The organism is Pseudomonas sp. KT_2_4, assembly GCF_041410225.1.
Lineage (GTDB): Bacteria > Pseudomonadota > Gammaproteobacteria > Pseudomonadales > Pseudomonadaceae > Aquipseudomonas > Aquipseudomonas paracarnis.
On sequence record NZ_CP166962.1, the window covers coordinates 1,236,072 to 1,261,779 of the forward strand.

Annotated in this window: 20 protein-coding genes; 10 read left to right on the forward strand and 10 right to left on the reverse strand. The window is 61.7% G+C overall.

The window, feature by feature from the left end; all coding sequences use genetic code 11:
* Nucleotides 1-17: 17 nt before the first annotated feature.
* The 3 genes from AB9N64_RS05505 to AB9N64_RS05515 form a co-directional block, all read right to left on the reverse strand.
* Nucleotides 18-2,912 (reverse strand): RHS repeat-associated core domain-containing protein, encoded by a 2,895-nt coding sequence (locus AB9N64_RS05505; protein ID WP_371360037.1) that lies wholly within the window; start codon nucleotides 2,910-2,912, stop codon nucleotides 18-20.
* Between the two features lie 129 nt (nucleotides 2,913-3,041).
* Entirely contained in the window at nucleotides 3,042-3,587 is a 546-nt protein-coding gene (locus tag AB9N64_RS05510) for a putative natural product biosynthesis protein (RefSeq protein WP_014718802.1), read from the reverse strand.
* Nucleotides 3,588-3,649: 62 nt separating this feature from the next.
* Nucleotides 3,650-4,033, reverse strand: a complete 384-nt coding sequence (locus AB9N64_RS05515) for a DUF2946 domain-containing protein (RefSeq protein ID WP_371360038.1) — start codon at nucleotides 4,031-4,033, stop codon at nucleotides 3,650-3,652.
* A gap of 181 nt (nucleotides 4,034-4,214) precedes the next feature.
* Here AB9N64_RS05515 and AB9N64_RS05520 point away from each other — a divergent pair, with 181 nt between their 5' ends.
* Nucleotides 4,215-4,823, forward strand: coding sequence for an SCO family protein (locus tag AB9N64_RS05520; RefSeq protein ID WP_003191741.1), 609 nt, complete (start codon nucleotides 4,215-4,217; stop codon nucleotides 4,821-4,823).
* Nucleotides 4,823-5,305 (forward strand): copper chaperone PCu(A)C, encoded by a 483-nt coding sequence (locus tag AB9N64_RS05525; RefSeq protein ID WP_014718803.1) that lies wholly within the window; start codon nucleotides 4,823-4,825, stop codon nucleotides 5,303-5,305. The genes AB9N64_RS05520 and AB9N64_RS05525 overlap by 1 nt, the downstream gene beginning before the upstream one ends.
* A gap of 255 nt (nucleotides 5,306-5,560) precedes the next feature.
* On the opposite strand, the gene AB9N64_RS05530 is transcribed toward AB9N64_RS05525, so the two are convergent.
* On the reverse strand, nucleotides 5,561-6,469 hold the full coding sequence (locus AB9N64_RS05530; RefSeq protein WP_014718804.1) for a LysR family transcriptional regulator: 909 nt from the start codon (nucleotides 6,467-6,469) through the stop codon (nucleotides 5,561-5,563).
* A 205-nt stretch (nucleotides 6,470-6,674) separates the two neighbouring features.
* Between AB9N64_RS05530 and AB9N64_RS05535 the strand changes: the two genes are divergently transcribed.
* Together AB9N64_RS05535 and AB9N64_RS05540 are read left to right on the forward strand one after the other, a co-directional pair.
* Nucleotides 6,675-7,073: a helix-turn-helix domain-containing protein gene (locus AB9N64_RS05535; RefSeq protein ID WP_014718805.1), complete on the forward strand. Its 399-nt coding sequence runs from the start codon at nucleotides 6,675-6,677 to the stop codon at nucleotides 7,071-7,073.
* A gap of 58 nt (nucleotides 7,074-7,131) precedes the next feature.
* Entirely contained in the window at nucleotides 7,132-9,894 is a 2,763-nt protein-coding gene (locus AB9N64_RS05540; RefSeq protein WP_073454235.1) for a winged helix-turn-helix domain-containing protein, read from the forward strand.
* On the opposite strand, the gene AB9N64_RS05545 is transcribed toward AB9N64_RS05540, so the two are convergent.
* A complete protein-coding gene (locus tag AB9N64_RS05545; protein ID WP_275968420.1) occupies nucleotides 9,841-11,343 on the reverse strand; it encodes a winged helix-turn-helix domain-containing protein in 1,503 nt (500 codons plus the stop codon). The two genes, AB9N64_RS05540 and AB9N64_RS05545, sit on opposite strands and share 54 nt — an antisense overlap.
* Before the next feature lie 95 nt (nucleotides 11,344-11,438).
* Nucleotides 11,439-12,389 (reverse strand): GlxA family transcriptional regulator, encoded by a 951-nt coding sequence (locus AB9N64_RS05550; protein ID WP_038450439.1) that lies wholly within the window; start codon nucleotides 12,387-12,389, stop codon nucleotides 11,439-11,441.
* Nucleotides 12,390-12,570: 181 nt separating this feature from the next.
* Here AB9N64_RS05550 and AB9N64_RS05555 point away from each other — a divergent pair, with 181 nt between their 5' ends.
* Nucleotides 12,571-13,293, forward strand: coding sequence for a pirin family protein (locus tag AB9N64_RS05555; protein WP_014718809.1), 723 nt, complete (start codon nucleotides 12,571-12,573; stop codon nucleotides 13,291-13,293).
* A 73-nt stretch (nucleotides 13,294-13,366) separates the two neighbouring features.
* On the opposite strand, the gene AB9N64_RS05560 is transcribed toward AB9N64_RS05555, so the two are convergent.
* Both AB9N64_RS05560 and AB9N64_RS05565 read right to left on the reverse strand, forming a co-directional pair.
* Nucleotides 13,367-13,780 carry a hypothetical protein gene (locus AB9N64_RS05560; protein ID WP_371360039.1) on the reverse strand — a complete coding sequence of 138 codons (414 nt, stop codon included), beginning with the start codon at nucleotides 13,778-13,780 and terminating at the stop codon, nucleotides 13,367-13,369.
* A gap of 146 nt (nucleotides 13,781-13,926) precedes the next feature.
* On the reverse strand, nucleotides 13,927-14,898 hold the full coding sequence (locus AB9N64_RS05565; RefSeq protein WP_014718811.1) for a GlxA family transcriptional regulator: 972 nt from the start codon (nucleotides 14,896-14,898) through the stop codon (nucleotides 13,927-13,929).
* Nucleotides 14,899-15,007: 109 nt separating this feature from the next.
* Here AB9N64_RS05565 and AB9N64_RS05570 point away from each other — a divergent pair, with 109 nt between their 5' ends.
* Together AB9N64_RS05570 and AB9N64_RS05575 are read left to right on the forward strand one after the other, a co-directional pair.
* The gene (locus AB9N64_RS05570) at nucleotides 15,008-15,550 is read left to right on the forward strand and encodes a thioesterase family protein (RefSeq protein ID WP_014718812.1); all 543 of its coding nucleotides are present in this window, start codon (nucleotides 15,008-15,010) and stop codon (nucleotides 15,548-15,550) included.
* A 174-nt stretch (nucleotides 15,551-15,724) separates the two neighbouring features.
* On the forward strand, nucleotides 15,725-19,492 hold the full coding sequence (locus AB9N64_RS05575) for a hypothetical protein (protein ID WP_275968418.1): 3,768 nt from the start codon (nucleotides 15,725-15,727) through the stop codon (nucleotides 19,490-19,492).
* Nucleotides 19,493-19,509: 17 nt separating this feature from the next.
* On the opposite strand, the gene AB9N64_RS05580 is transcribed toward AB9N64_RS05575, so the two are convergent.
* A complete protein-coding gene (locus tag AB9N64_RS05580) occupies nucleotides 19,510-21,138 on the reverse strand; it encodes a PvdJ/PvdD/PvdP-like protein (protein ID WP_275968417.1) in 1,629 nt (542 codons plus the stop codon).
* Between the two features lie 142 nt (nucleotides 21,139-21,280).
* Here AB9N64_RS05580 and pvdM point away from each other — a divergent pair, with 142 nt between their 5' ends.
* The 3 genes from pvdM to AB9N64_RS05595 are packed head-to-tail and all read left to right on the forward strand — an operon-like array spanning nucleotide 21,281 to nucleotide 24,819.
* The gene (pvdM, locus tag AB9N64_RS05585) at nucleotides 21,281-22,630 is read left to right on the forward strand and encodes a pyoverdine-tailoring dipeptidase-like protein PvdM (protein ID WP_137271265.1); all 1,350 of its coding nucleotides are present in this window, start codon (nucleotides 21,281-21,283) and stop codon (nucleotides 22,628-22,630) included.
* 18 nt (nucleotides 22,631-22,648) lie between these two features.
* Nucleotides 22,649-23,917 carry an aminotransferase class V-fold PLP-dependent enzyme gene (locus AB9N64_RS05590; protein WP_058410535.1) on the forward strand — a complete coding sequence of 423 codons (1,269 nt, stop codon included), beginning with the start codon at nucleotides 22,649-22,651 and terminating at the stop codon, nucleotides 23,915-23,917.
* A gap of 29 nt (nucleotides 23,918-23,946) precedes the next feature.
* Nucleotides 23,947-24,819 carry a formylglycine-generating enzyme family protein gene (locus tag AB9N64_RS05595; protein ID WP_014718817.1) on the forward strand — a complete coding sequence of 291 codons (873 nt, stop codon included), beginning with the start codon at nucleotides 23,947-23,949 and terminating at the stop codon, nucleotides 24,817-24,819.
* A gap of 51 nt (nucleotides 24,820-24,870) precedes the next feature.
* Here AB9N64_RS05595 and AB9N64_RS05600 read toward each other — a convergent pair whose 3' ends face one another.
* Complete coding sequence (locus AB9N64_RS05600; RefSeq protein ID WP_014718818.1) at nucleotides 24,871-25,698, reverse strand: N(5)-hydroxyornithine transformylase PvdF; 828 nt, start codon at nucleotides 25,696-25,698, stop codon at nucleotides 24,871-24,873.
* Nucleotides 25,699-25,708: the final 10 nt, after the last annotated feature.

Below are 25,708 nucleotides of genomic sequence, written 5' to 3' on the forward strand. Positions count from 1 at the left end.
GCCTGACGTTAAGCGTATTAACGGCGGTGAGGGTTCATCACCCTGACCGCCCGATAATTGAGCCCGCTGATGTGCTGAATCATCACTCGATAGGCGCCACGACCGCGCTGCCCGCGATAGCCCGGCAAGTCAAAACTACGGACATTCTGCCCGCCCGCCATGGCATGCCCGGTATGAAAGTCCAGGGTGCGGGCTTCCAGGCGGTTGATCACATTCCTGATAATCCCTCCCCCTACGCCACGCAGCTCATTGAGAACAGGCTCAACGTCAATCACGAGTCGCTCAGGTTCCAGCCCGGAGGAAGGTCCTGAGCTTACCGGTGGCGCGGCGGGCTCTTCAGAAGCGGAGCCTCGGCGACCCACGCTCGTGACCCTGGTTTGCGGTTGTACTTCGGTGTGGGTCAGCCCAGCCGCAGGAAGCGGGCCGGCGCCCACCTTGCGTGCCGGGGCACGAAGTTCTATCCCGACAAACCCCAACCTCGCAAGCGTAAAACTAGGGTTACGCTCCGTTTGTGAGGCTATTTCAGCCTGCTCCCGGTGCTCGGTGGGCCCAATGTACCCATAGAGCCCGCCCCGCGCTGCCGGCGTCAGTCCGTAGGACAGGCGCTTAGTGTCTGCGGTGGCCAGTCGGTGTTCCAGAAAAAAGTCCGCCAACTCGCTGACTTCATGTTCGGTAGCGCCATGCCGATGGCCCAGCTCTTGCGCACCGGCCAATGCGGACTGCGCATAGAACGCTCTGCGCCGAACTTCAGTAGTGCTGAGCCGTTGATGCGCGTAAAAGGCGACACCCACCACTCCTGAAATCAGCCCAAAGTAAGCCAGCTCAACCCTGTATCCAACCTCTATACCAATCCCATGCCCGATCAACAACACCAGGAGCAGAACCGTCACCACCTCAAGCATCGAGCGGCGCTGCAAACCGTCTTCGTCTACATAACCCATGGGGTTGTTCCCCACCATCGTATACAGGTTCAACCCATCCACATCCCCCGCCGGGTCAGCGCTGATCCACCGCAACAACCACGGCGCGTAGTACCTGAAGCCGTAGTAATACAACCCGCTGGCGTCGCGCTCCTTGCCCGAATAACGTCGGGTTTTATAGTTCGCCTCCAAGGCGCTTTTTGCCGCCCACCAGGCGGTTGCGCCGAAAGGGTAATAACTTTCCTGGCTCAACAGGCCGGCTGCCTCGTCCAGCTCCAGGGTGCCGCTGCCCAAATGGTCGTCGAGGCTGAACCGCAGTTGCTCGTCCTGCATCTCCTCGGGGCGTTGCTGCTCCCACTGCAGCGCTCTGACCGAATGGCGCCCGCCCGGAGCGAGCATCACGTTCAACCACTCGCCATCCGGCCCGTGGCGATGCAGCTCCAGCCCTGGCAGATAAAGCACTTCATGGGTGTGAGTCTGCGTCTTGCCATGTGCCACGCGACGCTTGATGACTCGCTGGCCGGCGCCGTCGTACAGATACACCTCATCGTCATGTTCGCCATTGTCACGCAGCACCTGCGCGACGCGAACCAACTGGTTGCGCCCATTCCAGGTCAATGCCTGACCAGGCGCCAGAGCCTGAAGATTGCCACGTTGGTCAAAGCCGTTACCCAGGCCCGGCGCCTTTGCGCCCTCGCGGGCAATCACGCTGTGATTACTGTGTTCGCCCACCTGCATCCGTTGGGTATAACCGCTGCCGGTGCTGGGCACATGGCGCATCTGCGTCAGATTACCGGCCGAGTCGTAGGCATAGTGGCGGGTGTAGCTGCCCCAGAGACTGTCGTCTGTGGCGCCGAACGTGATTCGGCCCGGCAGTGCGGATGCGCCAGTATTGCGCGCGTTTTCACGGCCAGTGGCCTTGATCAATCGCGACAGGCTGTCGTATTCGAATGTGCTTACTGCCTCCACCTGCACGTTGCTGGCCCAGCGGGTCGGCTGCGCCGCATCGCGGATGCGCAACACATTGCCGACCCGGTCGTAGCTATAGAAGAGGTCTTGCAGGCGCTTGCCTGCCGAATCCTTGAGGTGGGCGCTCAAGCGTGTCAAACGTCCATCGGTGTCCGAATACTCGGCAACGCTGACCACGCCATTACCCAGGCGTTCGCTCAACACCTGGCCCGAGGCGTTGACGCTGCGTTGATCCACCAGGGTCTTGCGCGCTCCGCTTTTGAACAGGATCTCGCTTTTCGTCAATTGGCCGTCGACACCGTATTGAGATTGCTGGCGATTGCCGCGCGCGTCGACCTGCTCCAGACGTTGCCCCAGCGCATCGTGCTGCCAAGTGGTGGTGAAGGTCTGGGCTTGCAACTGTGCATCCCGCTCACTCATGGGCAGCGGCCAGTCGGGCGCGGTTTGCGACGTGCAAAGGCGCCGGGTTTGCTCGGTGATGTTGCCTTGCACGTCGTAGCGCTCAACGAGCAACGTGCCTGCCGGGTCATCGTGACGAATCATGCGCCCACAACGATTGCGCGCCGCCTCCGTAGACGTCATGCCCGCGTAGGTCATGCGCTCGACACAGCGTTCAACCGCCACCTCCTCCGTGCGCTCGAATACCGCCACGGGGCGCAGCAACGGGTCGTATTCGAACCGCTGGCGCGTGCCTCGACTGTCCCACTGTTGCACGACCTGGCCGCCACTGCCGAGCAAGCGCGTCTGACGGCCCGCATCCACGCTGTCGGTGCTCAGCACTTGCCCGCCCAAACTATAACGATGAGACAGATTGGGCGGCACTTCGGGGTCGGCAGCGTGCAACTCAAACAACCTGGGGTCCCACTGTTGCTGCAACAGGCCGCGAGCGTCGAACACCTGCCGCGTGACCTGCGCGCTGGGTGATTGCTGCGCGGTATTGCGAGGGTACGCCACGCTGCGCACGGTCAACCCTCGCGGGTCGACCACCGTCAGCGTGGGCGTGTTGTGATGCAAAGAAGACATAACCTGATGACCTGAAAACCAAAGAAGCCTAGAGCCTAGTCATCAAGTCGGTGCCAGCCTGCGGGCCCCGCACGCTGCGCCGTGTGCGGCGCTTCCGAGGGTGTCGTGAGGCTTACCGGACGCGGCGCTTCATGGCACCGGCAGCCAACCGCTGAAAGCGCCTTGGGCATCCAACGGGCACCAGGCAAAGTCCCAGGCGGGCGGCGGCAATGCCGGTCGCGGCGCGGCTATCGAAGGGTGATGCTTCCAGTCGAACAGCGTGCAATCGCGCCAGCTCAGGACAATGCCTGCCGACGGGCTGTCGTCCGTCAGCACCCAGCGCGCAGCAGCGGCGGCCATGAAGGCTTCGATCGGTTCCTCATCAATCTGTGTGCGGTACGCCGAACTCAGCAACCAGCGGCATACGTTCAGATGGTAGGTCCAGTCCAGCGGCGGCTGGTTGCGATAGGCCCAGGTCATGAAGGCGCGAAACAGGTTCAAGCCCTCCGGTGGGTCGAGCTTGAGCAACGCCGGACAGATGTCGAACAAGGTATGCCAGTGAGGCAGCAGGCGTGCATCCAGGTGCACGAAGCAGCGCGAATTACTCGGGTAATCAGGCAGCGCCGGTTGCGCACGCAGGCGCCGCGACGCCTTACTGACCAGGCGGCTGGCGCCGGCAGGCAATTGAGGGTTCATAGAGTGTTCTCACAATCGTGACGAGAGAATGCCTCCTGGTCACAGGAAGCCCAAGGCACACGTCAGGATGCGGGAGAAGCGCGGGGGTTGGCCGAGGGCCAGGAATAGCGCGGCGGCGCCTTGTTGCGCCGCTCATGGGCGACACGTGGGGTTTGCGTAAAACCGAGCAGCCAGGCCAGGCCGATCAGGAACACCAGGGCGACGGTAACCGCGTTGCACACCGGGCAGGCAAAGTAGTTCGAGATGTTGCTGGAAGACGGGTTTGCCAACCCTTTGTCGGAAATGGGCGACTGCCCGCCGTCCACAGAACAGAACAGCCCGCCGATGCCGTTGAGCTGCTGCCCCATCATCTGGCCATGCCCCAAACCGCAGGCGAACAGGTTCATCAGCACGCAGAAGTACAGGGCCCAGGCGATCAGTGAGCGGTCAGAGTGGCGCAATTTCATGGCGGCGACTCTACCACCGAAGCCATAAAAGGACGAAATGCGCCGCGCCCCTGTGGCAGAACGTCGCAGATTACGCGCACCGGCCAGGGTTGCTAGACTCTGCACCCTTCTCGTTACTCCTTTTCAAAGCCTGGCGGAGCAGCTCCACGGCCCTACAGGCGTTTCACAGGATGCACAGTTGATGAGTACGTTATTCACCCGCCGCAAAGTGCTGACCGGCATGGGCCTATTGGGCCTGGGCAGCCTGCTGGGCGGCTGTGACTACAGCCCCAAGCTGAACTTCAAGTACGGCAAGGACCTCAGTGACAAGATCATGGGCCGTACCTTCAAGCTCAAGAACACCGACGGCGAAACCGTCACCCTGAGCTCGTACCGCGGCCTGATGCCGGTGGTGTTCTTCGGCTTCACCCAGTGCCCGGCCGTCTGCCCGACCGCCCTGGCCCGCGCCGCCCAAGCCAAGAAACTGATGGGCCGCGATGGCAAGATCATGCAGGTGGTGTTTATCACCCTGGACCCCGAGCGCGACACCCCCGAGATTCTCAACAATTACGTCAAGGCCTTCGACCCCAGCTTCGAAGCGCTCTACGGCACCCCGGAAGAAATCGCCGTGGCCGCCAAGGAGTTCGGGATCTTTTATGAAAAGATCCCCGCCGGCGACACCTATACCCTCTCCCACACCGCCACCAGTTTCGTGTTCGACACCCGTGGCAACCTGCGCCTTGGCTTGCAGGCATCCCTTACCGCTCAAGAGTGCGCAGAAGACCTGCTCACCGTCATGGAGGTCTGCTAATGACTGCCGTTCAACACCTCAAGCGTCTCACCCTCGGCCTCACCCTGCTGGGCCTCGCCGCCCACGCCAGCGCCCAAGTCCAAGTAACCGACGCCTGGGTACGCGCTTCCGTACCCGGCCAGCCTTCCAGCGGCGCCTTCATGACCCTCACCGCCGACAGCGACAGCAAACTGCTGAGCGTCGCCTCGCCGGTCGCCAAAGACGTACAGATTCATGAGATGAGCATGAAGGACGACGTGATGCGCATGGGCCCAGTGGACTCGGTGGCCCTGCCTGCCGGCAAAACCGTCAAGCTCGACCCGAACGGCTACCACGTGATGCTGATGGGCCTGACCGGCCAGATCAAGGAAGGCGACCAGGTACCGCTGACCCTGACGGTGCAAGATGCCAAGGGGGAAAAGCAGGCTGTCGAAGTGAAAGCGACAGCCCGTGGGTTGGATGGCATGGACCATAGCAAAATGGACCATAGCAAGATGCATTGAGTAGGCGATTAAACCTACGGCCTTTTCTCCCGCGTAAGCGAGCTGCTTTTGAGCTTGATCTCAGGCGCCCCGTTAAACCACGCTGGCCGAACGCAGGCGGGGTGCCGAGTGGTGGGGGCATGTACTCGGTATAACTGTGTCGACCACCAGGCCGCCTTCGCGGGCAAGCCCGCTCCCACAAGGACTTCGTCTGGCGCTGATTCTGCGGGCAGTACATAGCCCTGTGAGGTGTCAGGTGGAGAGGAGTCAGCTCCATCACACGTCCCGCGCCATATGCTCCGCAATCCTGCCCCTCAACCAACGCTCCGCCGGGTCGTTGTCATGCACCCCGCTCCACACCATCGACAGCTCCGCCGCATCAATCGCAAACGGCGGGTCCTCGGCGCGCAGGCGTGTGCCTTCGGTCAATGCGCACGCGGCGTAATCGGGCACGGTCGCGATAATCTGCGTCCCCGCCAGCAACGCCCGCAACCCACTGAACTGCGGCACCGCCAGCACCACCCGACGCGAGCGGCCGATGCGGGCCAGGTCCAGGTCGATATTGCCGCTCAGGTCGCCAGAGAACGACACCATCGCATGGGGCCTTGCGCAGTAATCATCCAAGGTCAGCGGCGCCTCGCCGTCATCCCCGCGCAGGACCTTGCAGGGGATATCGCGCAGCTTCTTGCGCTTGGCATTGGCCGGCAGGTCGGTGGTGTAGCTGACCCCCACGGAAATTTCTCCGCTGGCCAGCAGCGAAGGCATCAACAGGTAATTGGCCCGGCGCACCACCACAATGATACCTGGCGCTTCTTCGCGCAGGCGGCTGAGTAACGACGGAAACAGCCCGAACTCCGCATCATCGGACAAACCGATGCGAAACACCGCGCAGCTGGTGGAGGGGTCGAAATCCTTGGCACGGCTGACGGCGCCCGAGATGGTGTCCATGGCCGGTTGCAGCTCCTTGAGTATCGCCAGTGCACGCGCCGTGGGTTCCATGGCACGGCCGTTGCGCAGCAGCAACGGGTCATCGAACAAATCGCGCAAGCGGCCCAATGCAGCGCTCACTGCCGGTTGGCCGATAAACAGTTTTTCGGCGACCCGGGTCAGGTTTTTCTCGAACATCAAGGCTTCGAAAATCACCAGCAGGTTCATATCGACGCGGCGCAGATCGTTGCGGTTCATGGGTGCTATCCAAACGTTTTCCAGAGGGCCAGGGAAGCATGCACTGCACGCCTGGGATTGCATAGCTGTGCTGTCTTTTCCAGCGCCGCACCTGGCGAAATTAACAACGATTAACTCGTCAGCCAGGCACTCGGGCAACAAGATAAAGCGCGTCTACACTGCACCCATCCACCGGGAACGTTCCCATCGACTGCGGATATTTGTCATGGCCCGACTCGAGCAATATGCCCCCCGGTTATCTCCCACCGGCGGCCTGTGCCCCCGGCGTGAGCGTATCGCCAAGCAACTGATCCTCGCCAACCTCGGCGAAAGCCTGGCGATTGCCGACCTGGCCCAGGCCTGCGCCTTGTCGCGCAGCCATTTTTCCCGCGCCTTCAAGTGCACCACCGGGCTGTCGCCCCAGGAATGGATTCGCCAGCAACGCATCCAGCGCGCCAAGGAATTGATTACCGGCTCGTCCCTGAGCCTCACGCAGATCAGCCTGGAATGTGGCTTTTGCGACCAGGCGCACTTTTGCCATATGTTCACCCGCAGCGAAGGCGTCAACCCGATGACCTGGCGAAACCACCACTCGCGTAGCAAACCTGATGTGATCGCTGCCTAGTGGTCTGCACGTACCTGGAATATGCTGGCCGCTTCCTTCCTCCAGAACCTGGGCAGCCATGAATGACTTGAGCGACCAGGCCGTGCATTTCGGCCCCTACCGCATCCACCCGCGCCAGCGCCTGGTGCTTGAGGCCGGCCGGCCGCTGCGCCTGGGGCGGCGGGCGGTGGACATTCTGCTGATCCTGCTGGAACACGCCGGCAATGTGGTGAGCAAACAGGAGTTGATCGCGCGGGTCTGGCCCAAAAGCGTGGTGGAAGACGGCAACCTGCGGGTGCACATGGCGGCGTTGCGCAAGGCACTGGGGGACGGCCAGGCCGGGCAGCGTTATATCGTCACGGTCGCCCAGCGCGGCTACAGTTTTGTTGCGCCACTGAGCATCGAACCCATGACGCTGCCCACCGACGGCGCGCCCCAACGCCCCAGCCATAACCTGCCCTTGCGCCGCACACGCATGATCGGCCGCCAAGCGCTGATCGACGCCCTGGTACAACAACTGCCGCAGCAACGCTTCATCACGCTGACCGGCGCCGGTGGCATCGGCAAGACCACCGTCGCCCTGCGCGTCGCGGAATTGCTGATTGGGCATTACCGCGACGGTATTCACCTGCTGGACCTGGCGCCGCTCAGTGCAGCGTCCATGATCCTGCCCAACCTGGCCGCCCTGCTCGGCCTGACGCCGGGCGAGAATGCGTCCCTGGCAAGCCTCGCCCGCAGCCTGCAGGCACGCCAGATGCTGCTGGTGATCGACAACTGCGAGCACCTGCTCGACGACATTGCCCTCATCAGTGAAACCCTGTTGCGCCATGCACCGCACCTGCACATCCTCACCACCAGCCGCGAAGCCCTGCGCGCCGAAGGTGAGCATGTGCAGCGCCTTGAACCGCTGGCCTGCCCGCCCGCCACCGGCAACCGCGCCCAGGCCCTGGGTTACCCGGCCATGCAATTGCTGATCGAGCGCGCCATGTCCCACCAGGAAAGCTTTGCCCTCAGCGACGCTGAACTGCCCCTGGCGATTGATATCTGCCAGCGCCTGGACGGCATTCCCCTGGCGATAGAACTGGTGGCCGCGCAAATCGAACGGTTTGGCTTGCCGGGCCTGCTGGTGCAGATGGAAGACAACTTTCGCCTGCTGACCCGTGGGCGACGCAGTGCCCTGCCTCGCCAGCAGACCCTGCGCGCCACGCTCGATTGGAGCTTTGACCTGCTCACCGCGTGCGAACAAATCTGCCTGCGCCGCCTGGCGGTCTTTCGTGGCGGCTTCAGCCTGGCCAGCGCAGCGGCGGTAATCGCCGGAGAGCAGGTGGCCCCCGCCGAAGTGCTGGGCTCGATTACGCAACTGGTGGCCAAGTCGTTGTTGAATGTGGAGGCCAGCGATGACGAGATGGTCTATCGCCTGCTGGACATCACCCGCACCTATGCCCTGGAAAAGCTCAGCCAGGCCTGCGAGCTGCATGCCACGCGAGAGCGCCACGCCGCCCGCTGCCTGGCACTGATGGAACAGGCCCAGGGCGATTGGGATTTGATCGCCACACAGCCGTGGATCGACCGTTACGCACCGCTGCGCGAAGACGTGCGTGCCGCCCTCGACTGGGGCTTTGCCGAGGGCGGTGCGCAGTTGCTGGCTATCCGCCTGACGGTCAGCGCGATGCCGCTGTGGCAAGAGTTGTCGTTGCTGCGTGAGCACGGCGGCTATGTGGACCAGGCGCTGGCGCTGATCGGCCAGGTCAGCGCGCCCTGCACGCAATTGACCCTGCAACTGCAATTGGCGCTGGGCAGCCTGTCCTATCACGCCATGGGCGCTGCGCCTCGGACCATCGCGGCGTTTGAGGGGGCTGCGCGCCTGGCCGAGATGCGCCAGGACCGTGCAGGCCAGTTGCGCGCGGTCTCCGGGCTGATGGCGGTGAACCTGTGCGCCGGGCGCTATGGCCCTGCGCAGGAGCTGAGCCTGCAGTTCGATCGCCTGGACCCACGCACCGAGCCGTTGCTGGACCTGAGCGCCCAGCGGCTGCGTGCGCTGGGCCAGCATTACACCGGGAACCAGGCTCTTGCCAGGCACCACGCCGAGCAGGTGCTGCAGCGTATGTCCCAAAGTGGTCACGTGAACCGCTTTGCCCTCGGGGTTGGCGTGCAATACGACCAGAGCGTCGCCTCCTTGACCGTGCTGGCGCGAATCCTGTGGTTACAGGGTTTTCCCGAGCGCGCCTGGCGCACCGCCAGCCAGGCGCTGGAGCTTGCGCTACAGATCAACCACGGCACCTCGATCTGCTACACCCTGGCCCTGGCTGGAGTGGTGATCGCCCGCTACAACGGCGCCGAAGACGACGCCCAAGCCCTGCAAAGGCTGCTGCTGGAGCAGTCGCACAAGCATTCTGTGCAGTTGTTCCAGACCTGGGCCGGGCATTACGCCGGTATTCTTGGCCAACCGGATTGGCAGGGCCTGGGCCTGATCCAAGACACCTTGATCACCTTCGGCACCCATGCTGTGGATGTGCCAACCCTGGAACGCGCGCGCAGTGGCGCTGCGGGCTGGTGCGCCCCGGAGATTCTGCGGGTGTACGCCTTGCAGCTAGAGGATGAGCACGCCGCGCAAACCCTGCTGCTGGAGGCGCTGGGCCTGGCGCACCAGCAAGGCGCCCTGGCCTGGGAGCTACGCTGCGGCGCATCCCTGGCGCTACTGTGGCAACAGCAAGGGCGCATTCAGCTCGCCAGGGACTTGCTCAGTTCAATCCATGCACGCTTTAGCGAAGGCTTCGCCACCCGGGATCTACTGCGCGTGCGCTGCCTGCTCGACGAGTTGCAGGACAAGCGGCCGGCCTGAGAACGCGCCCAGGCAAGGCGCATAGCCTTGTTGCAAACGCTCGACCTGGCGCGGGTCCCGCAGTTGCCCCAAGGCGTAGCTGCGCACGCAGTTGAGCAGGCGATAGCGCGGCGGGCCCAGGCCGGGCTCGACATTCAGCAGCGAGACGTTGACCAGGCGCGCCAGCAGGTAAGACAGGTCGGCATGTTCGAGCTCGGTACCGGCCACCAGGTCACTCAGGGTGGGTAAGGTGACTGCCATCTTGAACAGACTCAATTGCAGAAACAGCCAGCACTGCGGCAGGCTCAAGCGCTCGTAGCTCCAATCCAGGGCCGCGGTCAGTGATCGATGGCGCGCCACCGCCGTGCGGCGCCCACGGGCCAGCACTTGCAAGCCCGTGCGTACTTGCATCTGCACACCGCCGATGCCCAACGCATCCACCTGGGCCGCCGCCAATTCCAGGGCCAACGGCAGGCCATCCAGGCGCCGACACAGGTCGCGCAGCGGCGCCACATCCTGAGGCCGCAAATCAAACCCCTGCTGATTGGCACGCGCGCGCGCCACGAACAGTTGCACCGCAGGACAGGCCATCGCCTGTTCGACATTGGCCGACGGCGCCGGCATCGCCAGCCGAGGCACGCGCACCACCCACTCGCCAGGGGCCAACAAGGCTTCACGACTGGTGATCAGCACGCTGATGCCAGGCGCCATCTCACGCAGCGCACGCAGTAGCTGTCGACACGCGCCCAGCAGCAGGTCGGCGCCATCGAGTATCAGCAGTAACTGACGCGATGCCAGACGCCGGCCCAGTTCGTTGAGGCTGGCGGGCGCCGAATGCAACAGCAAGACCCTGGCCAGGTTATCGAGCAGCTCGCTTGACGCTTGCACAGCGGCCATATCGACCCACCATACGCCGTCGCGATAACGCGGCAATACCCGCTCGGCCAGGGCCAGGGCCAGCGTGCTCTTGCCAATGCCGGCCACACCGGTGAGGGTCAGCAACCGCTGCGCGGCCAACCGTCGCGCCAGCACGCCCACCAGTTCATCACGCCCCCACACCGGGCTGAGCCGTGCAGCCAGGTTGTGCTGAGGCAGCAGCGTCGGCAGCGCGTCCTGCGCAGGCGCAGCGAAGCAGTAACCGCGCTGGGGGTGATTGAGGATCCAGCGTTGGCCGTCCAGCGCACGACGCAGCGCGGCGATGTGCACGCGCAGGTTGCTGTCCTCGACGACGCTGTTGGGCCACACCCGTTCGATCAAGGTCGCCTTGCTGATGAAGTGCCCGGGCGCTTCAAGCAGTACCGCGAGAATATCCAAGGCTCGCCCGCCCAGCGGCACCGGCCAACCCGCCTTGCTGACCAGGCGCTGCTGCCGATGAAAGGTGTAGGGGCCAAAGCTCACCGCCGTACCATTTTGCATGTCCGTCACAGCGCTGAAACACCCGTGCTTGAGTGCCTGCGCATCCTTTTCCATGGGCTCGACGCTATCTTGCCAGTTGGCGATGACAGGACAATGCTGGCACGGGGAGCAATACGGACAATCGGGTGCCTGAGACGGACAGGGTGTCGTTAACTGAACTGTTGTCGGTATTGGGTAGGGTTCAGCCCGAGCTTTTCGCTGAACAGAAAGCGCATATGCCGCACGCTGCCAAAGCCGGCGTGGAAGGCCACGGTCTTGAGCGGCAGGTCGGTGGTTTCCAGCAGGTGCCGGGCCCGGTCGATACGCGCGCCCTGCAGGAACGCCATGGGCGTCATCTGCACGTCCTTGGCGAACAGCCGCGCAAAGTGGCGCGCGCTCATCCCGGCCAACTCAGCCATGGACTCGATGGTAAAGGGTTGATCCAGATGCGCCAGGACGTGGTTCTGCACACGGGTGATCGGGGTTTCCTGGGGCGCCACGGCGGCAGTCATCGGGCTGAACTGGGCCTGGCCGCCCTGGCGTTTCATCACCACCAGCAGCACCTTGGCTACGTCCACCGCCACTTGCTTGCCATGGTCCTGGGCAACGACCGACAGGGCCAGGTCGATACCCGCAGTGACGCCCCCAGAGGTGATCAGGCGCCCGTCCTGCAAATAGATGCGGTCGGTTTCGACGATGGCGTTGGGAAACGCCTTGATCAACCGCTCGGTGTAGTGCCAATGGGTGGTCACGCGGTGCCCGTCGAGCAAGCCTGCGTGGCCAAGCACAAAAGCGCCGGTGCAGATCGAGCCAAAACGCCGAGCCCGTGGCGCCGCAGCTTTGAGCCACGGCAACAGCGCGGGGTGGCATTCGTTATAGGCGCCGGGGCCGCCCGGCACCAACAGCAAGTCATAAGCCGCCTGGGCCTGTTCCAACAGCAGGTCGGTCTGCACGCTCACGCCATTGGAGGCCTGCAACGGGCCGGGCTCAGTGCCGATGGTCAGGATCTGGTAGTGATCGGCCGCTGGCAGGTAGCGGTTGGCAATCGAAAACACTTCCAGCGGCCCGGCCATGTCGAGCAGCAGGAAGTCCGGGAACAGCGCCATGGCCACGGTTTTCATAAGCGGGAAATGTCCATCGAGAAGGAGTGCGGCGAGCATTATGGCACGACTTTAACTGTCAACCTGAAAGCGACAGTTATTCTATTTTCATCTTCTTAATCAATCATTCGTTAACCATTAACCTTCTTCTCAACGCAAGCGCCCTGCATCTCGCAGCCCGCGCTCACTTGAGGACTGGACCATGCTGACCCTTCGCAAAGCTTCCGAACGCGGCGCCGCCAATCACGGTTGGTTGAAGTCGTTTCATACCTTCTCATTCGCCAACTACTGGAACCCCAAGGAACAGGGTTTTTCCGACCTGCTGGTGATCAATGATGACCGCGTCGCCGCAGGCAAAGGCTTCGGCCAGCACCCGCACCGCGACATGGAGATCTTCTCCTACGTGCTCGAAGGTGCGCTGGAGCACAAAGACACCCTGGGCACCGGCTCGGTGATCCGCCCCGGCGATGTGCAACTGATGAGCGCGGGCAGCGGCGTGGCCCACAGCGAGTTCAACCACAGCCAGCGTCACGGCGTGCACTTCCTGCAAATCTGGATCGTGCCCAACGAAGCCGGCGCCAAACCGCGCTATCAGCAAGAGCATTTCACTGAAGCGCAAAAACGTGGGCGCTTGCAGTTGATCATCTCGCCAGAGGGTGCCAACGGTTCGCTGAAAGTGCGCCAGGACGCACGGGTGTATGCCGGCCTGTTCGACGCTGACGAAAGTGCCCGCCTGGAACTGGCACCGGATCGCTACGCCTACATCCATGTGGCGCGCGGCAGCATTGAGCTTAACGGCCAGCGCTTGCAGGAAGGCGACGGTGTACGCGTACGGGACGAACGCCAGATCCGCTTGAGCCATGGCGAAGACGCCGAAGTGCTGGTGTTTGACCTGCGCCCCAACGAACTGCCGCAAATGCCATGACGGTCGCAGTGATGGTCCCGCCAGCGGGACCATCGTTGGCATCGATAGTCACCATCAGCGCAATGAAGTTCTCTTAAAAAATGCAACGCGTAACATCAAACCCATGCCAAACGGCACCCAACTTAAATACTCGGAGCACACCATCATGAAACGCCAAATCCTGCTTAGCCTCGCTTTCTCGGTACTCGCTGCAAACGCTTTTGCCCACCCGGTTGTCGCTGAAGGCGGCGCGGATCGCCTGATAGAAACCCGTGTTGCCGAAGGTGGCGCGGATCGCCTGCAAGAACGTGGTCTGGCTGAAGGCGGCGCTGATCGCTTGCAGGAACGTGGCCTGGCTGAAGGCGGTGCTGATCGCTTGCAGGAACGTGGTCTGGCTGAAGGCGGTGCTGATCGCTTGCAGGAACGTGGTCTGGCTGAAGGCGGTGCTGATCGCTTGCAGGAACGTGGTCTCGTTGAAGGGGGTGCCGAGCGTCTGCTGAGCACCCACGTATAACCCCGCACTGTTGGCGGGACACCCCAAACCGGCCTGATCAGCCGGTTTTTTTTCGTCTTCGATTGGCAAAGTCTCTACATCACACGCTGTCAGGCCGCCATCGCAGGCAAGCCAACGCCCACATTGGGATCGTGGGTGTATCAGGTCGTCTTCACACCCTGGGCGATCAGGAACTTCTTGCGATACGCCGCCGGCAGCATCCCCACCCGCTGCTGAAACAACCGCCTAAACGAATTACTGTCTTCATAACCCACCGCATACGTGATGCTATCGAGCGTCATACGTGTCGACTCAAGCATCTGCTTGGCTCGCTCCAGACGCAGGCTCTGCAGATAACCAATCGGTGTAGAGCCCGTGGCGTCCTTGAAGCGCCGCTTGAAATTACGCACGCCAAAGCCAAAGCGCTGGGCAACCTCGTCGATCACCAACGACTGCGCAAAGTGCTGCTCCAACCAATGTTGCACACGCAGGATCTGCGCATCACCGTGGCTCTTGGGCAACGACCACATCGCATAGGCCGACTGTTCGGTGCGCCCGGCATCGATCAGCAAGTACTTGCCGCAGGTATGAGCCAGCTCCGGCGAGCCGAAACGGCGGATCAGGTGCAGCATCAAATCCATCGCCGCCGTGGCGCCACCGCACGTGACCAGCCGATTCTCTTCGCAGAGGATCTGCCGCTCATCCAGGCTGACCTGGGCATATCGACGCCGGAAGAACCCGGCAAATGCCCAGTGGGTCGTCGCACGCAAGCCGTGTAATAACCCCGTCTCGGCCAGCATGAACGCCGCCGTGCACATCGAAGCCAACACAGCGCCTTGCCCATGCTGCTCACGCAACCAGGGGCCGTAGGTGGCGAACGTCGGCATGGCTTCTTTGAGGGTAAAGAGAAAACCGGGAATCAGCACCAGGTCGGTATGCGCGATCTGCGCCAGTGAACCCTGCACTTGCAGGCATTGCCCGCCCCACGCCGTCACCGGCAGGCCGTCCAGGGACGCCAGCGTCACCTCGAAGGGCGGGCTGTCGGCGAAGAGATTGGCCGCGCTGAGCATTTCCATGGCCAGGGTGGCACTGGCAGCGGAGCATTGGTCCGCCAGGAGCAAGGTGACGTGCATGTAAAAACTCCAGCTTGCACTTTTCGCATGTAATAAGTCATTTACGCATCTACCTTAGCCGATTCCGGCTCCGTACAGTGCAGCCATTGATCAACTGCCTGGCGTCTTTATGAATCTCTGGTTTCGATTACTGCATATGCTGTTGCGCCGCCCCTGGCGCAAACCGGTCCATGGCCTGGCCACCACAGTGGTGCGCATGCGGGTCTGGCCCCTGGATCTGGACCTGAACCGGCATGTCACCAATGGCCGATATTTCACCCTGGCCGACGTGGCGCGCATGGATTTTGTGCTGCGCACCGGCGCCTTTCGCGTGGCCCTGCGCCACAAGGCCATGCCGATAGTCGGCGATACCTGGGGCAAGTTTCGCCGGGAATTGAAGCTGTTCGAAGCATTCGAAGTGCACACTCGCATTCTCGGCTGGGACCACAAGTGGAACCTGATGGAGCACCGTTTCGTCAGCAATGGGCGAGTGGTCGGCGTGGTGGTGATGCGTGGGTTGTTTCGCTCCGCCAAGGGCACCCTGCCCCCTTCCGAGTTCGTCCGCGAGCTGGGGTTGGACGACACCTCGCCGCCGATGCCGCAATGGCTCAGCGACTGGTCATGCAGTTGCGATGAGATGAGTGCGCAATTACGGGAACAAGAGCGAGCCTGAAGGGTGTCCAGACCACCGAAACGCGACTAACCGCATGTCGCTATTGGTCACACTCCATCCTTTGCCCGAGCGGAACTCTCGCAGCTTTTTCCTTCACCCAACAATGCGTCTGAAATTCAGACGCACTCCTCAGGAAACTTGCCTATTGGATATTCGCCTTACAGGTCCCCGCCCATGCTCAGTACGACCAAGCAAGCCAACCCCCACTGGTATGACGTCCCTTTCCACTCTAACAAGCCCGATGGGCCACCTCGCCAGCCACCGCTGATCGAGCCGCTAACCACTCCCCCTGCCTTGGCTGGCGCGACGCACGCGCCTGCACCGAAAACCTACAAGGAAGGGTTCGGCGACAGACACGACCTGCAAACGCTGACCACGAAACTCGGAGACATCGCGAAGCAATTGGATGTGAACACCACGCCTCAAGCGATACTGGCTGCCTTGAGAGCCCCCCTGGATATTCATCCTGACTCATCGTTCCCTGTGCGCCCCAGTGAAGGCGCGACACTGGAGAGCTTTATCAGGGCCAAGGGCTGGCCGATACCTACCACCCAACTTTCGCTGACCGAGCTGATAAAGACGGTGAAACAGGAAGCCCTGACGCAGCCGATGGGTAATTTTGGTGGCGCGTTGTCGTGGTCAATACCCCTGAACCAGGCTGAGCAGAGCCGACTACGCATTATCTCCATGAGGTCTGACTACCTGAACGCCCTGGATGCCTTGCTGGCCCAGCACCCGCTAACCCCCGAGGTACAAAGTGACCCCGCGCAAGCACTGGAGGCCCTGCTCAGTTCCTCCGCAGGCCAAACGCTGGGTAAACACCTGCAGGAGCAATCCGGCGGTATCGCCACTGCCAACAGCGCCACCGACTACCTGATGGCTGCCATTCAGTTGCAACTGGACCCCGAATCCATTACCGCCCCTCAACGTAATAACGTGGCGGGGTTTGACCTGGCGCACGCGCGCCACTGGGGCAAACCCGCGTCTACAGTGCTGGATACGTTGAGCAAGCATTTGGTCGACAGTGGCAGGATCAGCCCTGTGCTGTCCAAAGTGGCTGCGTATGTGTTGCTGGCCAAGAAGGCCCCTGTTTACCTGATCAAAGACATACCGCCCTCCGTGAGGCACGGCAGCCCAGCCTGGCTGAACCTGGTCATTACCGTGGCGAGCATTGAAGCGAGTACGCCGGGGAAAGTCCCGAACATGACGTTTGCCCAAGTGATGCAGGAAGGCGAACATGCAAGGGTGGCGCAACCCGAGGCGGCTGCGCAAGCTCGTACAGCAGCGCTGGTAGATTGGGGGGTTTGCCATAACGTAATTGCCCGCAAGGACGACACGCAATACACCGTGCAAGAGCTGGAAACCCTGAAAACCACCTTCACAGCCCGACAGCAGGACATGCTAGGCGCCTCTGCCGCCTTGGATCTGGAATTGCCCACCCGAGAAAAGATGGCCATGGCCGTACTGGTGGAACGGTATGGCGACCTGGGTGATCTGTTCAAACAAAAACTGATCAAGACCAGCAACATTCCGCGCAGAGGGCAGAACAAGGCACACACATGGCTACCCGGCCTGCATTCGATGCTCGACATCGCAATGATGGATCTGAGATTGCCCTATCTCTTTGAAGCCGCGAACAAACGTGTACCGATCAACGACTTGAACGCCCGCTACCGATTTGGTGTGAGCGATAACTTCGAAAAGCGCTTTGAGGAAACAATCAAGAAGAAAAAGATCGCCCTCGCCACGACGGTCAAACACCTGATCGCGCAGCTCCCCCTGGAAGACCGTAGAAACTTTGAGTACGGCAAAGTTACGTATTATCGAAACTCATCCACTGAGTTGGGTTTCTGGAGCAAGTCCGACCCGGTGTATGAAAAAAACCTGCTGGTGAAAATTGAACGCGACGGGCAATCCAGCGGCTACCGTATCGACCCGACCAAAGGCGAAATCGTGCCCATTGAAATGTGGGCGCTGAAAGAACGTGAATCCAGGGAGGCGAATGTAGCGTTCAACACCAGCGTGTTCGTCCCCAAAAGCGTCAGTGCCGACCACGCAAACGAACGCGCCGGCGCAACTGACGCAGCTATTGATAGTTTTGCTACCGACCGCACGCAAGACATTGCTGATGCCTTCGTTGAGCATTTCAATCTCGATGACCCGGATATCAAGAAATACGCCAGAGGGCAGACGACCCAGGACCTGGCGAACGAGAAAATCAATCAGGTAAACGATTTCTTCATGAACTTGATTCCTTTCCGCTCGGCAATTGAAAACTTTAAAAAAGGCAACAACGTCGAGGGCGGGTTTGACTTGGCCCTGGATGTGTTTGGCTTTCTCACAGCGGGCGCGGCCAATATCGGCAAACTCACCAAGGTCGCCGGCAGTGCCGCATCCCTTGCCACCAAGGTCGCGCGAACGGGCAAAGTCATCGGCATGGTCACCTTGAGCAACTTCAACCCTCTGGACGGGTTGGCTGACCTGGCCATTGGCGGCGCAAACCTGCTGAGCAAAGGGTTGACCAAAAGCACCGCGTGGCTGGCCAACATACGAAACACGGATAAAGCCCATGATTGGTTGAAGGCTATCAGCCAGGAGCATGGCAATGCATTGCTCGGTTCGATCACCTCCGGCGGGCGCACAGTTGATAGTGTTGTGGTATTCAAAAACGATCAGTGGCACCACTACGACCCCATCACCCGTCAACCCTACGGCACGCCGGTGAATGGCTTCACGCCCAAAGTCCTGGCAACCCAGGGTGAAATCAACGGCACCCTCAGCGAGTGGGTCGCCAACTGGTTCAACCCGGCAAAACCCGGCATACCCATACCGGAGGCCTTCAACGACGCAGTTGACGCAGCAAAAGCAACCACCACAGGCCACGCGGCATTCAATCAGGGGTACAACACGCTCGCCCCGGCCAGCATTTCTGGCTATTCAGCAGAGCTGGGCATCACTCAGTTGAAAAAACTGGCCACGGACGCCACCGCGTCACCCGAGGTACTGGGTAGCCTGTCCAGGCGTATCGACGAGCTGGAGGCGCTGCCAGGCAAAGTCAAAACACTCTACGAAAAGCTCATTCCGCCCACAAAGCCATTGCCCGGCAAGCCCGCGACGCCAGAACAATTGCAGTTTGAAGAGGCGCTCGCAAGGGGGGCTCCGGACGGGATCAACGGCTTCTCACCGACAATGAAAATGCATCAATTGCGCGAACTGATACTGGACCCGAAGCTGACGTCTGCCGAAGTCGGGGCTCTGTTCAAGCATTTGCAAAAACGAGCAATGGAAACCAGCTTAGAGCTAAGCAGAAAATTCGCTGATGACATGACCGCCGCCCATGGCACTTTGATCGCCATGCCGCAAGGGTATTACCTGAGCCAGGTCAACGTTGCATCCGAGGGCGGCTGCGCCGCGTTGGCGAATACCATGGCTATGGCCATGCTCGATGGCTCGGAAAACACCTTGATCAGCAACTTCTTCCTCAGTCTGGCGCACCCCAAACACCCTAATACTGAAAGGTTCCGCGACAGCCTGGAGAGATTTCAAAACACCCTCAGAGATGATTTTCACTCTGGGCAGCTCACCCGCAGTGCGACCTGCGACAGGATCATCTCGGATTTGGCAACGGCCACCACCTCCAAAGCCTTTCTTATCAGCAATTCAAAGCACGGTGTTACCGCTGGCGTCAAAATCACGAAGGACCAAAAGATCTGGTTTTACTATGACCCCAACTTCGGGCTCGTCAAATTCTCCAAGGAGGCGGACATGCGCAGCGGTATGGAGCGTGCACTCAATAGTGGCCAGACCAGCCATTTGTTCCAGCCGCTCAAAAAGGCCGATGGGTACACGGTGTCTGAATTCAACGAGTTATACCTGATCAACAAGATAGGGGATCCTCGAAGTGTCAGCGGGCTGTATTCGGCAGCGATATCGGTGACCTAGAGCGCCTGCAACACGTTTTAAAGCGTGTGCGTGACCTTCAAATGTCGGGCATACCACGGCCGCCGCGGCACGCGCTTGAACAACCCCTTGAGCACGTCCTCATCGTCGCCGAAGGTAATGCGCAGGGCCAGCTTCATGACTTCCGGATCCATTTCCATCGAACGCCCTCGTTGCAGCCCCGGTGTGGTACTGCAGCCATGGGTGTCCGGTCCCAGCCAAGGGTCGCCTACTTCAACCCAGCGGCCCTGTGCAAACCAGGCTACGCCGTTGACTTCCAGGCGGCTCACCTCGCCTGGGTTGAAGCGTTCGTGGGCGCGAAACCAGTCTTCGATGCGGTCATCGATCCAGCCGTGGAAATGCCAGAACACCGGGTTTACATGGGATGAAAACGGGTCGCCCAGAAAGTCGTTCTCCGGCGCATACCAACGTGGGGCAAAGTCCGCGGGGTCACGGGCGAAGGGTACCGGGGCGCCGTTGGACGGGTCGCGGGGCACCGAGGCCCAACGCATATGCAGCCAGTCGTGCAGGCCCAGTTCCATTTCCGAGCCCAACTGGCCCAGGGTCAACTTGGCCAGGTAACGCGGGTCGCGGTATTGGGATTCCCACACCTGGAAATTGCTGTGGTAGGTCTGGGCGGCCTTGATATCGCTGACCCACTGGGTGTAGTCGGCATCATCCGGCGCTGACCAACAGGGCGGCAGCGCGAAACCGTCGTGGTTGTCGAAGTAGCGCACAAAGCCCAGGCGATCACGCTCCAACGGCGGTTGCGGCTCGGGAAATTGCGGCCAGGACGGCAAGTCCTGCATGGAGCGTGCGGTGCCAAGCATATGGCGGTGCATGAAGAAGAAGTCGATGCCCGACCCATTGCGGTCCTTGCGCTTGCCGCGGGCGTCGCGCTCCTGGCCACGGGGCCCGGGTTGCCAGCCGATACCACGCAGGGCCTCGCGTTTTTCTTCGGAGAGCTTGTGCCACTGATCGCGGGTGGCGTGCCACAGTTGGTGAAACAGCCGATGCTCGGGGGAAACCAGCCAGGCCAGCAAGGTCGGGTTGAGACCGATGCGCTGGCGGGCTTCGGGGAACAGTTGTTTGTGGGCGATAAAACGGTTGTCGCGTTCGGTCAGCGCCAAGGGCCGCTCAAGATCGAGGATGTGCCCGCTGAGGGTGGCGCTGCCGGCATTGCTGAAATCGGCCCAGACTTCATCTAGGGTCATTTTGAATTCATAGGCCGGCACACCGCCGGCTGAATCGCGGTCGATCAAGCGCCAATAGAGCACGGCGCCCTCGCCCGTCAGCACATCACCCAAGACGCGGTAGCGCGGCTCGCCGTCCGCACGCAGCTGCTCGGCGGTGTCCAGGTAACCGCGCAGGCCACGCCCACGGGGAGCGATGTCCAGCAGCAACTCCAGGCCTTGCAGCGGCAGGTGCGCAAGGCCCGCATCGCGGCCTTCCAGGCGCAGGCTCCAGACGCCCCGCAGGGTGTTCGCCAGGTGCTGGCCCTGGGTGTCAGCGAGGTCGACCGTAGCTTCGCCGGGGGTGATGGGAAACTCGTCTTCCCGCGTCAACTCGCGATGGGCATAAAAGGCCGCAGGCACCGCTGCACCGGTCAGCGCCAGGCCTGCGATGAACCCACGTCGAGAGATTGTCATTGGCTACCTTAGGAAACGGCTTGATCAGAGCTAGAACGTTTGCAACCCGATGAAATTTACCGCCCTGCCCCCGCCACCTAAATTTCCCCCGTCATCGCTCGTCCTTCCCTGATAGCAAAGGCCTCAACTGACTGAGATGGCAATGACAAAATCACGTTCGAAAAAGGCGCTGTATATCGGCCTGCCGCTGGCCCTGGCTATCGGCGCCGGGGCTGGCTTGCTGGTCTGGGATCAGTGGATCAAGGGCAACGCCGGCTACCCGCTGGAGGTGATCAAGCAGGCCAATGAAATGCAGGATCGCCTGTTGTCATTTGACAGCCACATCACCCTGCCCCTGGATTTCGGCACGGCGGGCAATGAGGCCGACAAGGATGGCAGCGGCCAGTTCGACCTGGCCAAGGCCGCCCGCGGCCGATTGTCGGGCGCCGCGCTGACGATCTTCGGCTGGCCGGAAATCTGGAACGGCGATAACGCTCCGCACAAACCCACCGATGGTTTTGTCGAAGAGGCCCGCCACGAGCAGGAGGTGCGCTATAAGATCATCTCCGGCATGGTGCGCGACTTTCCCAACCAGGTGGGCATCGCCTACACCCCGGACGATATGCGCCGCTTGCACGGCGAAGGCAAGTTCGCGATTTTTATCAGCATGCTCAACGCCTACCCCCTGGGCAATGACCTGAACCAGCTGGACCTGTGGGCCGCACGCGGCATGCGCATGTTCGGGTTCAGCTACATCGGCAATAACGCCTGGTCCGACTCGTCGCGCCCGCTGCCGTTTTTCAATGACTCCCCCGACGCCCTTGAAGGCCTGTCGCCGATCGGCCAGCAAGCGGTGCATCGCCTCAATGACCTGGGGGTGATCATCGACGTGTCGCAGATGTCGACCAAGGCCCTGGAGCAGGTCGCGCAGTTGAGCCGCACGCCGATGGTGGCGTCCCATTCGGCGCCTCGGGCGTCAGTGGATATCCCGCGCAACCTCAGCGACAAGGAACTGCAACTGATCAAGAACAGTGGCGGCGTGGTGCAGGTGGTGGGCTTCCCTGCCTACCTGCGCCCCTTGAGCCAGCCGACCCAGGACAAGCTCAATACCTTGCGCGCACGGTTCGACCTGCCGCCACTGCCGAATCTGGCCATGGCCCTGATGCCCGGCGATGCAATCATTGCCGCCTGGCCCGAGCAACGCTTCGGCCAATACGCCAGCGCGCTGTACGGCATTCTCGAGGAAGAGCCCAAGGCCACCCTCAAGGACCTCGGCGACGCCATCGACTACACCGTGCGCAAGATCGGCATCGATCATGTCGGCATTGCCTCGGACTTCAACGACGGCGGCGGCCTCCAGGGCTGGGAGAACGTCGGCGAAGTGCGCAACGTCACCGCCGAACTGATCCAGCGCGGCTACTCCGAAGCCGATATCGCCAAGCTGTGGGGAGGCAACTTCCTGCGGGTGTGGGACCAGGTCCAAAAAGCCGCCAAACCCTTGGCCAACCGCTAACCACCACGAAGTAAGTCCATGACCGACCGCCGTACATTTCTCAAGCAGGCCGGCGTCTTTGCCGCGAGCCTGCCGCTGGGCACCGCGTTGCTGCCTCAGGCAGTCGCCGCCGCCACGAACGACCCATGGACGGGATTGAAACAACTGTTCAACCAGGACCCCAATTACCTGCATTTTTCCAACTTCCTGGTGGCCTCGCACCCCAGGCCCGTGCGCGAGGCCATCGAACGCTACCGCCAACAGATCGACCGCAACCCTGGCCTGGCCATGGACTGGGACCTGCAGGAAACCTGGAAGCGTGAGGGCCAGGTACGCGAGTGGGCCGGCCGCTACCTGAACGCCACGCCAGCGCAGATCGCCCTCACCGGCAGCACGTCCGAAGGGCTGGCGATGATCTATGGCGGGATCAAGGTGCGCGCCGACCAGGAAATCCTCACCACGGTGCATGAGCATTACGCTACCGAGTTCAGCCTGGACTTCCGGGTACGCAAGGAGCAGACCCAGGTTCGCAAGATACGCCTGTTCAAAAACCCCAATCAGGTCTCGGCCGATGAAGTGCTGGGCAATATCCAGCGCAACATTCGCCCCAACACCCGTGTACTGGGCATGACCTGGGTGCAATCCGGCAGCGGCGTAAAACTGCCCATCGGTGAGATCGGCAAGCTGGTGGACGAACACAACCGCAACCGCGACGAGCCGGACCGACTGCTTTATATCGTCGATGGTGTGCACGGCTTCGGCGTGGAAGACCTCGACTTCCCCGCTATGCACTGCGACTTCTTCATCGCTGGCACCCACAAGTGGATGTTCGGCCCGCGGGGCACCGGCCTGGTGTGCGCCCGCGAGACCGAAAACCAATACGTCACGCCGATGATTCCGACCTTCTCCGAAGACAAAAACTTCGCCACGACCATGACGCCAGGCGGCTACCACGCCTTCGAACATCGCTGGGCCGCCGACGAAGCCTTCAAGTTGCACCTGCAACTGGGCAAGGCAGCGGTGCAGGCACGCATCCATGCCCTCAACACCGAACTCAAGGACCAACTGCTGGCCCACCCGCAGATCGAACTGGTCACGCCGCGCAGCCCCGAGCTGTCAGCAGGTTTCACCTTCTTTCGGGTCAAGAACCAGGACAGCGATGCCGTCGCGGCCTACCTGATGAAAAACCGCGTGGTGGTGGACGCGGTGGAGCGTGACGTTGGCCCGGTGATTCGCACCTCGCCGGGCCTGCTTAACAACTCCGATGAGATCCAGCGCTTCATGACCCTGCTGAGCCAGCGGTTATGACCCCTTTTCCCTTTGAACGAGACGCCTCCATGACGCCATCCCGACTCAAACCGCTCACCGCACTGGCACTCACCGCCCTGTGCGGCGCCCTGCTGCCCGGCCTGGCCCATGCCGCCGCCCCACAACCGGGCAAGGTCTTCAAAGACTGCAAGGACTGCCCGGAAATGGTGGTGCTGCCCGCCGGCACCTTCACCATGGGTACCCCGGAAGACGAAGTGGGCCGCGAGCCCGACGAAGGCCCCATGCATGCCGTGACCTTCGCCAAGCCGTTCGCCATGAGCCGCTTCCACATCACCGCCGGCGAATGGGACAGCTACGTGCGCCAGACCGGAGTCAAGATCGCCAATGGCGACGACCGCCCCGGCCGCGAATGCATCGCCAGCAAGCCGCGCTACCCCCAGGGGCCACGTCAGCCGGCGGTGTGCATGGACATGGACGACATCAAGCAGTACGTGAGCTGGCTGTCGAAGAAGACCGGGCACACGTACCAGATGGTCAGCGAAGCCCAACGCGAATACGCCGCCCGCGCCGGCACCACCGGCCCGTTCCCCTTCCCGTTCGACGAAGGCAAGGGCTACAGCATCGCCCAGCACGCCAACACCTACGGCCCGGCGGACGGCTACAGCTATTCGTCGCCCGTGGGCAGCTACCCACCGAATGCCTTTGGCATGTATGACATGCACGGCAATGTGTATGAGCGGGTGGCTGATTGCGAGCATCCGAACTACGTCGGCGCGCCAACTGATGGCAGTGCCTGGGTGGAGCCCAACTGCGAGGCCTACCAGATTCGCGGCAATGACTGGGGCGAGGCGCCGGTGTTTTCACGCTCGGGCAATCGCAACAACATCTACCCGCAAACACGGGGGGATTGGATTGGGTTCCGGGTAGTACGCGAACTCTAATACCTTGTAGGAGCGAGGGGGACGCCTAGTTCTTGCTCGCTCCTACAGGGTTCAGCCTTGTTTGGCCAACAGCTCCAAGCCTTCATGCAACGCCGGGAACAGGCTGTTGTTGAAGTTGTTCCAGCGCAACTCAAGGATGGTGTCCTCCGGCGAAATCTCGGTCTTGAGCACGTCGTGGAACACCTCTCCCGAGTCGATGCCGTTATCCACGTAGTGGAATGACGCACCGGTCCAATACAACGGCTCGCACGCCTGAGTCGCCTTGGTTGCCCAGTCGGTAATCGCCTGCCCACGTGCGCCGTACAGCGCATTCCAGGTGGCGTACGCCCCACGGCGTTCGTAAGGCGACTCGAGGCGGGTGATGCCCGGATGAATGTTCATGATGCGCCGTGCAAACGGCGCACCCGGGCGCACCAGTTCGTCGAGGATCACCAGCAAACCATCCAGCACCACGATGTCAGCCTTCAACTCCACCAGGGTGTCATGCAGCCGACGCTCGAAATCCTGCTTGCCGGCGACATGTTCGGCGCTGCCCCGTGGCAGGCGACGATAGGTCGACGGCACGCTGAGCAGCAGGTCATTGACCAACGTGCCTTGCACACGCAAATCCGCCGGGTACAACCACTGGCGACCCGGCTGGTAAGCAAAGCCATAGTCCGCCACCAACTGCTGGTCCCGCGGATTGTGCTCATCGTCGTCATACACCACGCCTACGAGGTTGTAAGCCTCGCCCAGCGACGTGTCGTTGAGCGAGCCCACCAGAAACTCCAGCACCGATTTCATATAGCGCTCGTGGTCTTTATAGGCCACCGGTTGCCCCGCCTTGTCGGCGGCGGCGTTTCTCAGGGACCAGACATACACCAGGTTCTTTTTCGTCATGTGTTTCGCT

What these genes read in the sequence shown, in the direction of transcription:
- AB9N64_RS05505 (WP_371360037.1), bottom strand. Translation starts at nt 2,912, where the DNA reads ATGTCTTCTTTGCATCACAACACGCCCACGCTGACGGTGGTCGACCCG.
- AB9N64_RS05510 (WP_014718802.1), bottom strand. Translation starts at nt 3,587, where the DNA reads ATGAACCCTCAATTGCCTGCCGGCGCCAGCCGCCTGGTCAGTAAGGCG.
- AB9N64_RS05515 (WP_371360038.1), bottom strand. Translation starts at nt 4,033, where the DNA reads ATGAAATTGCGCCACTCTGACCGCTCACTGATCGCCTGGGCCCTGTAC.
- AB9N64_RS05520 (WP_003191741.1), top strand. Translation starts at nt 4,215, where the DNA reads ATGAGTACGTTATTCACCCGCCGCAAAGTGCTGACCGGCATGGGCCTA.
- AB9N64_RS05525 (WP_014718803.1), top strand. Translation starts at nt 4,823, where the DNA reads ATGACTGCCGTTCAACACCTCAAGCGTCTCACCCTCGGCCTCACCCTG.
- AB9N64_RS05530 (WP_014718804.1), bottom strand. Translation starts at nt 6,469, where the DNA reads ATGAACCGCAACGATCTGCGCCGCGTCGATATGAACCTGCTGGTGATT.
- AB9N64_RS05535 (WP_014718805.1), top strand. Translation starts at nt 6,675, where the DNA reads ATGGCCCGACTCGAGCAATATGCCCCCCGGTTATCTCCCACCGGCGGC.
- AB9N64_RS05540 (WP_073454235.1), top strand. Translation starts at nt 7,132, where the DNA reads ATGAATGACTTGAGCGACCAGGCCGTGCATTTCGGCCCCTACCGCATC.
- AB9N64_RS05545 (WP_275968420.1), bottom strand. Translation starts at nt 11,343, where the DNA reads ATGGAAAAGGATGCGCAGGCACTCAAGCACGGGTGTTTCAGCGCTGTG.
- AB9N64_RS05550 (WP_038450439.1), bottom strand. Translation starts at nt 12,389, where the DNA reads ATGAAAACCGTGGCCATGGCGCTGTTCCCGGACTTCCTGCTGCTCGAC.
- AB9N64_RS05555 (WP_014718809.1), top strand. Translation starts at nt 12,571, where the DNA reads ATGCTGACCCTTCGCAAAGCTTCCGAACGCGGCGCCGCCAATCACGGT.
- AB9N64_RS05565 (WP_014718811.1), bottom strand. Translation starts at nt 14,898, where the DNA reads ATGCACGTCACCTTGCTCCTGGCGGACCAATGCTCCGCTGCCAGTGCC.
- AB9N64_RS05570 (WP_014718812.1), top strand. Translation starts at nt 15,008, where the DNA reads ATGAATCTCTGGTTTCGATTACTGCATATGCTGTTGCGCCGCCCCTGG.
- AB9N64_RS05575 (WP_275968418.1), top strand. Translation starts at nt 15,725, where the DNA reads ATGCTCAGTACGACCAAGCAAGCCAACCCCCACTGGTATGACGTCCCT.
- AB9N64_RS05580 (WP_275968417.1), bottom strand. Translation starts at nt 21,138, where the DNA reads ATGACAATCTCTCGACGTGGGTTCATCGCAGGCCTGGCGCTGACCGGT.
- pvdM (WP_137271265.1), top strand. Translation starts at nt 21,281, where the DNA reads ATGACAAAATCACGTTCGAAAAAGGCGCTGTATATCGGCCTGCCGCTG.
- AB9N64_RS05590 (WP_058410535.1), top strand. Translation starts at nt 22,649, where the DNA reads ATGACCGACCGCCGTACATTTCTCAAGCAGGCCGGCGTCTTTGCCGCG.
- AB9N64_RS05595 (WP_014718817.1), top strand. Translation starts at nt 23,947, where the DNA reads ATGACGCCATCCCGACTCAAACCGCTCACCGCACTGGCACTCACCGCC.
- AB9N64_RS05600 (WP_014718818.1), bottom strand. Translation starts at nt 25,698, where the DNA reads ATGACGAAAAAGAACCTGGTGTATGTCTGGTCCCTGAGAAACGCCGCC.